The following is a 6446-nucleotide window of genomic DNA, read 5'->3' as shown; positions in this document are numbered from 1 at the left end:
TCTTGTGCGTCTTGGGATAACTTGCGGGCGTCTACTAATTCCATGGATAGACACTATCAGAATAACTCGCTTAAGTCCACTGTTTTATTGCCGGAGTAATAGTTGGGTCTTTTAAAAAAAACAAAAAAAGGAAGGGCAAGATCATGAAAAAATTACTATGGAAAACAATTCTTTTCTCGTGCGTTGGAACTGTCACAATGGGAAACGTAGCTGTGAGTGGAATTACGAATCTAGCAGGAGCTATTGCTGAACAAGCTACAGATATAAATCAAAAAAGAGCACTACTGAGGCAGGCTTTACAAAGTTCATCCACTTCTGCAGATCAGATTAATCAGGTGGCTTCAGAACTGGGGAGAATAGCTATAAGTGAAGCTGAAAAAGCTGAAAATGATGGTTTTTTTTCTGGACTAAGAAGGAGTTTGTCTGATGTTCAAAATAGGATAGAGTCGGGAAGTCAACAAGTTCGTTCCAAAAGGGATGAGCTTGCTGCTGCATTGCAAGGGTTTAAAGAAAATGTAAATATATCTGCTAAACAAGCAGTTCAGAGTGTAAAGGCGGGGCCTTCAACACCTGTAGCAATTCCCTTAACTCAAGAGGCTCAGAAAAGGACACCCGAAAGAGCTCTCAAAATTATGGCAGCTGCTAAACGAGGGTTAGGAGAAAAATTATTTAAATCTGTGTTGGATGGTAATGCATCATCAGAATTAAAAACAATAACTTCCCAAATAAGTTCGATGCAAAAAGAGCTTGGGACGTTGGATAAGCAGCAGGCTAAACTTTTAACGCAAAATAGTTCCTTAAGAACTTTTCCAGGATCATTTCAACATTTGGAAAGATACAATGAGCAGCAAAGCAAAAAAAGCCCCTGTGGGTCAATACCTGAAGATGAAGTTGTGTCAGCTGCTTTGAAACGCTCTTCAAAGTCGAACATAAGAAGTGTGATTGATGTTGCACACGAGGGAAATGGATTAACTCATATTTCTATAAAAGAACACGATCGTTCTACAGAATATTTGAAGGTTCAAAAGGATGTTGAAGATGCATATAAGCAAACTGTTTCTTCCTTTGAAAAGAGTCTGGAAAATATCGTAAATAAGAAAGCAGGGTTAAATGACAAACTGACTCACCTAATGAATGTTAAAGTGTTTCTTGATAAAAAAACGAGTCGTTTGATTATGGAGCACAATAAGGCTTCTACTAAATTTCAGCAAGCTGCGGAAGACTTAGCATTAGCAGAGACTGCACTTAATTTCTAACTCTGTTCTAAATCACTTATGGTGATTTTGTCTGCTTAACGAACAACAAGAAACCTCCGCGGGATTGGTTCCCGCGGGGTTTTTCTTTAGATGTCAGAAAGAGAGACACAACAAGTCCGTCCCACATTCGCTACGACACAACAGGCCAATAATCTTTCACTCAGGCACTCAGGCACTCAGGCACAAATTTCTCCACCACATCTTCGGGTAGGGGCACGTCCGAAGCATCCTTACCCGGGTAAACTTGCGTATACATGTCAGTCTGCATGGCGCCGGGGTCAATGATCTGTACTTGGAGGGATGTGTTTTTCGTTTCTTCCTTGTAGGTGTTGGCGAGGGATTCTAGGGCCGCTTTGCTGGCGGCGTAGGCGGCTGTGAAAGCCTTTGGTTGTTTCACCCAAGCAGAGGTGACGAAATAGATATGGCCCTGAGGGGCTCGGCGCAAGAGGGTATCTAGGGCTCGGATAAGGCGCCAGTTGGCCGTCGTATTGGTGGCAAAAACTTTTTCCCATACATCGGGTTGGAGCTGGGGCGTTGGGCCAATGGTGCCCAAAATGGCTGCATTGGCCACCAGAATATCCAGCTTGCCATAGCGTTCCAAAATAGGCGCCGCCAAGGCATCGATTTTGGATCCATCGGTGAGATCTAAGAGCGCAATAGTGCCCGTACCACCCATGGCTTGGATCTGGTCATCGAGGGCCTCGAGAGCTTTTAGGTCTCGCGCAACAAGAATGACATGGGCGCCTTCTTGGGCATATTTCAGGGCAATGGCCCGTCCCAAACCTCGGGAGGCTCCTGTCACCAGGGCTACTTTATTTAAGAGGCGTTTATGGGATTTGTTCATTGAAGTTGCTCACTATGCTTGATCATTTGTTTCGCTCTCTTGCTCTTGCTCATGGGTTTTTGCTGCCAGGGTTTTACTCATTGTTTTCGTTCATTGGGTGCGCTTATGGAATTTGCTCATCATGCTTACCCAGTGGTTTCGAACAATGGTCTCGTTCATTTGGAAAACCATCATCCGGTGGGGTCACAAATTCTCTATGGCGTTAGGGTTTTCAGCAAGTCCTTCATTTGATTGCTGGTGTCTCGATCATAGGGAACGTCTGATTTCTTCCCATCAGTGGTTTTTTGTGAGGAAGGCTTTTCAGCTTGGTTATTTGCGCTGGCAGTTTTAACAGTCTTTGGATTTTCATTGGCCTGGTCTTTGGATTTGCCAAAAACCCGTAGGGCTATAGGAGAAATTTTCGAGAGCGTTTCTGCTTCTTGGCTTGCTGTTGGGCCTTTCTCTGGCTCTAGGGATGTTTGCAAAGCATCGGGGACCATATAGCTGGGGGCGAGCATCATGACAAAGCGCGCTGTGCTCTGAACCACCGGGAGCATTCTTGTAGTTTGGGTGAGCCAGGGCCACTGGGTTGGCGTAAAGAAGGAGGCGAGCAATAAATAGAGGAGGGACATAATAAAGAGCCCCCGGGTAAAGCCAAACAAAAGCCCAAGGGAGCGGTCCAGGCTCCCAAGATTGCTGCTCTTAACGGACTTCCCTAAGGTTTTCGACGTGAAAGAAAAGACCAAGAGAGAGGTCAAAAAGATGCCAATGACGGCCACACTAGAGGCCAATAGGGGAGGGTTCATATATTGTTGGGCGTGAAAATCCACATAGGTAAAACTGTAAAGGGTAACAAAAACGGCACCAACCCAGCCGGCTATTCCAAGGGCTTCTTGAGTGACGCCGCGATAAAACCCTAAAATGCCTGATAAAATGACGATGGCTATAATAAAAATGTCGATAAAAGGAATCGTTTCAAACATGTTTTGTGCCCGTACCTATCCGATAAATTTGGCTTCATCTATAATTTCTGCCCCTCACCATAAATGTGTTCGTTTCGAATGTCTATCACCCCAACAATATTTTCCCAGAAAGGGCGTTGAATGAAGGATGGTAAGTACAACATTATTTTATTTTAGGAAAAAGGATACAGAAAAATTTTCCTTATAATTAAGGAGGTTATATTTATTTTTTGACATCAACTTGACTAGCCGCAGCAGGTTAGACTACAATCTAGTATGTGCTGGAGATGATACGTAATTTTTATACAAAAATGAAAACTCTAGCATTCTGGGAGAATGTAAGTGCAGACCAGGTAGACTGGGAATTTACCGGGAGCGAATGCTTCTACAAAGAGTCAGCAATTACATAAAAAATAATCGTGGAGGGTGTGTGTGCTGTGTGTACACGTGCCTTTAAAGAAGAATAAAAAAAGAAATGGGGCCAATAAAAATGAAAAATAATGTCCTTGCAATGACAGCAGTTGCTTTATTACTTTCACCGACTCTTGCTTTTTCAAAATCAGAAGATTCAGCAGAGAGTGGTTTGAATGGATGGAATCTTGGATTTGGTGTGGGATACCATCATCTTTCTTCTGATGGAACAGCTTTTGCAGAAGAATTAGGTGTTGGAGAAGATATAAAAGTTAAAATGAGCACCAGTGGCATCATGGGAGAACTCCATGGAGGTTACTCGGAAGCAGAGGGGAACGATGCAGGAGATTTCTATTGGGGTGGACAGTTGGAGCTTCAAACTTCTTCTTCTGAAGCAACAAAAAGAGCTGGAAACGATAATATAAATAATAAATTGATTCAGCCTTTTTCCACTGCATTATATGCTCAACTTGGGGCCCTCGTGGATGAAGATACAGCAGTCTATGGAATTATAGGTGTGGCCTATTCGTACTTTAAATATAAGTACCAGGATCCTTCTGATTCCGATTCTGGAAATTATAGTAAATGGGCCGTAGGATTGCCAGTTGGTTTGGGTGTAAGAACAATGGTGGAAGATGATCTTTCGCTGAATGTTTCAGCTGTGTATACCCACTATCAATCCTTTAACACGAAAGATATGAAGGCTGGATCAGAAGTGTATAAGGGAAAGCCCTCTCCACGCACGGTTAATATTACAGTCGGGTTAAGCTGGGTTCTTTAAAATAATAAATAAATAGAACTTGTTTGGGAGCAAAAAAATGAAACAAAAAATATGGAAGTATGTACTTCTCTCATCGGTGTGCATTTCAATTGCCATAGAGTCAAACGCGGGCGGCATAACAGATAAAGTTGATGTCTTGATAGGCCAAGGGCTGTCTAATGATGAAATAGATGGTCGCTTAAAAAGTCATTCGAGTCCCACCAAGAAAAAAGAAGGTAGAATATACCTTTGGAAGACAGTACTATCTCGGGCCAATACAGGAATTGGAGACGAATCTGCGTACAATGAGCGTGCTGAACTGATTGCTCACCATGGGGCCCAACTCAAGCTTTTAAGAGATGGACCGCTGCTGGCTTTACAGCATATTGCCTCTGGAGATTGGGATGAGTACGAGAAGCTTGATCCCCTTAAGTTGAATAAAGGTGGGAAGAAAGGTACAAAGGGTCAGAAAGAGGCGGCCGTGAGTGCACTTAACTTGCTGTTGAAAGAAGAAACATCTTTGAGCAAAGCTAAAGAATCCCTTGCCGAAATATTAGAGAAGGTTAATGGCAGACTTCCTGATATGATAAAAGCTCTTGCTGATGAAGCCGGTATCGTGGAGGCGAGGAAGTTAAGACTTGAGGCGATTGAAGCTGAGGTTGAGAGACTAAAAGGTTTAGCCGATGAAGCGGCAATTCAGAAATATGCAACAAAGAAAAGCATTAGTTTTGAGGAAGCAAAAGCTATATTTGATGAAAAGAAGGCTAAGAAGGCAGACAGGAAGAATAAGATCAAAGAGGCCAACGCACGAGAAGCTGATGAGGATGTTGTTGATGAAGAGCCGCGTGAAGGTGGACAAGTCTTTGGTGCTTTAGTTGAGTTGCTGTCTGGTGATTCTGATAAGCGTGAAGAAGATGATGATGCAGTCTCTATTAGTGGAATGAGTGCGGTGACAGGTTTTAGCTATGTTACGGATGGAACTAGTATCTCTGGAGCAACCTCCTTTGACGATGAGCAAGATCTAACTGGAACAATTGCAGACGAGAGTGCTACTAAAAAGAAAAAGAAGAAAAAATCTTCGAGAAAAATTAAGAAAGAGCTCGTAGCGGAGCTGAACCTTCTTAAAGACGAGAATAAAAGATTGCGGAAAGTAGAGGACATCATTCTCAATGGCGGAAAAAACGCTGAAAAAGAAACAGTTGATGCCGTAAAGAAGCGCACCGCCAAGGGGAAAAGTGCTCTTCAACAACTCTTTGATGCTCTGGTGGAAAAGAATCTTGTTGAGAAAGCTAACAAACCAAAACATACACAGCCTTGGACTGATGCGGCCCATGGGTTCCTTCAGCTGGCTCAGGAGCTTCAGGAAGGGCGGGCGAAGAGATTGGCGGAAATTGTAGAAGAAAAACTGGGACAGCAGAAGCTTATCGAGGGAGCTACAGAGATTATGGAGGCCAAAGAAAATCCAGGTGTAAATGAGCGTCGTGCAGCCATAGAGATTCTCAAAAACTGGGAACATGCGCCTATTATTGAGCTTAGAAAGTTGCAGGAAAGGGTTGACAAGGGACTAGCTGACTTCAGGGCTAATCGTGAAAAAGCTATGGCAGAGCTCGAAGCCCTTGGCGTGACGGTTTAAGAACATTACGATTCTTTGAGACGAAGAATATTACTAAAAAGAGCACCACCTTGAACCGGTGGTGTTTTTTTATGGGGGGCTACCATTTGTCATTTCCAGATTAGAAACAGGTTGAATTGTTCATGGAAGAGGTAAAAAAAGGATCACTTACCCATTGACAAAAGGGGGGGAATCCCATAGATCCCTACCTAAGAATATTGGTGGATTAAGGAGGGATGGCCGAGCGGTCAAAGGCAGCAGACTGTAAATCTGCCGACGTATGTCTACGTAGGTTCGAATCCTACTCCCTCCACCAACTGTAAGAGACCACTGCGGGTGTAGCTCAATGGTAGAGCCCCAGCCTTCCAAGCTGGTCACGTGGGTTCGATTCCCATCACCCGCTCCATCTCTTGCTTTTATTCCATGGAGATCGGTGTTAGTGTGATCCCTCTGTAAGGGATATTAGAGAAGTTTTTTAAGATAGAGTGCAACGTTTAAGAGTAGGACGAGAGGATCATGGCAAAGGAAAAGTTTGAGAGGAATAAGCCTCATTGTAACATCGGCACGATTGGTCACGTTGACCATGGGAAGACGACGTTAACGGCAGCGATCACGAAGATCC

6 protein-coding genes and 2 tRNA genes are annotated in these 6446 nt (G+C 43.6%); 6 read left to right on the top strand and 2 right to left on the bottom strand.

Features of this window, described 5'->3' with window-relative positions; all coding sequences use genetic code 11:
- Positions 1-197 precede the first annotated feature (197 nt).
- Positions 198-1256, top strand: a complete 1059-nt coding sequence (locus HOL16_00450; GenBank protein ID MBT5389171.1) for a hypothetical protein — start codon at positions 198-200, stop codon at positions 1254-1256.
- Positions 1257-1416: 160 nt separating this feature from the next.
- Here the strand turns inward: HOL16_00450 and HOL16_00445 are convergent, their stop codons facing one another.
- The gene (locus tag HOL16_00445; protein MBT5389170.1) at positions 1417-2100 is read right to left on the bottom strand and encodes an SDR family NAD(P)-dependent oxidoreductase; all 684 of its coding nucleotides are present in this window, start codon (positions 2098-2100) and stop codon (positions 1417-1419) included.
- Between the two features lie 194 nt (positions 2101-2294).
- Positions 2295-3062, bottom strand: a complete 768-nt coding sequence (locus HOL16_00440; GenBank protein MBT5389169.1) for a CvpA family protein — start codon at positions 3060-3062, stop codon at positions 2295-2297.
- A gap of 469 nt (positions 3063-3531) precedes the next feature.
- Between HOL16_00440 and HOL16_00435 the strand changes: the two genes are divergently transcribed.
- From HOL16_00435 to HOL16_00415, 5 genes are all read left to right on the top strand, one after another.
- Positions 3532-4233, top strand: a complete 702-nt coding sequence (locus HOL16_00435) for a porin family protein (GenBank protein ID MBT5389168.1) — start codon at positions 3532-3534, stop codon at positions 4231-4233.
- Positions 4234-4270: 37 nt separating this feature from the next.
- On the top strand, positions 4271-5845 hold the full coding sequence (locus tag HOL16_00430; protein ID MBT5389167.1) for a hypothetical protein: 1575 nt from the start codon (positions 4271-4273) through the stop codon (positions 5843-5845).
- A 209-nt stretch (positions 5846-6054) separates the two neighbouring features.
- A tRNA-Tyr gene (locus tag HOL16_00425) sits at positions 6055-6140 on the top strand.
- A 16-nt stretch (positions 6141-6156) separates the two neighbouring features.
- Positions 6157-6230 (top strand) — tRNA-Gly (locus tag HOL16_00420).
- Between the two features lie 110 nt (positions 6231-6340).
- The coding region (locus HOL16_00415) for an elongation factor Tu (GenBank protein MBT5389166.1) at positions 6341-6446 on the top strand (106 nt) is incomplete at its 3' end.

The organism is Alphaproteobacteria bacterium (genome assembly GCA_018662925.1).
In the GTDB taxonomy this organism is placed as follows: Bacteria; Pseudomonadota; Alphaproteobacteria; order 16-39-46; family JABJFC01; genus JABJFC01.
Note: the sequence above shows the minus strand (reverse complement) of the source record. Positions and strands in the feature narration are given on the sequence as shown.

Excerpts from the sequence above, each read along its gene's own strand:
- HOL16_00430 (MBT5389167.1), top strand. The coding sequence starts at position 4,271 with ATGAAACAAAAAATATGGAAGTATGTACTTCTCTCATCGGTGTGCATT.
- HOL16_00435 (MBT5389168.1), top strand. The coding sequence starts at position 3,532 with ATGAAAAATAATGTCCTTGCAATGACAGCAGTTGCTTTATTACTTTCA.
- HOL16_00445 (MBT5389170.1), bottom strand. The coding sequence starts at position 2,100 with ATGAACAAATCCCATAAACGCCTCTTAAATAAAGTAGCCCTGGTGACA.
- HOL16_00440 (MBT5389169.1), bottom strand. The coding sequence starts at position 3,062 with ATGTTTGAAACGATTCCTTTTATCGACATTTTTATTATAGCCATCGTC.
- HOL16_00450 (MBT5389171.1), top strand. The coding sequence starts at position 198 with ATGGGAAACGTAGCTGTGAGTGGAATTACGAATCTAGCAGGAGCTATT.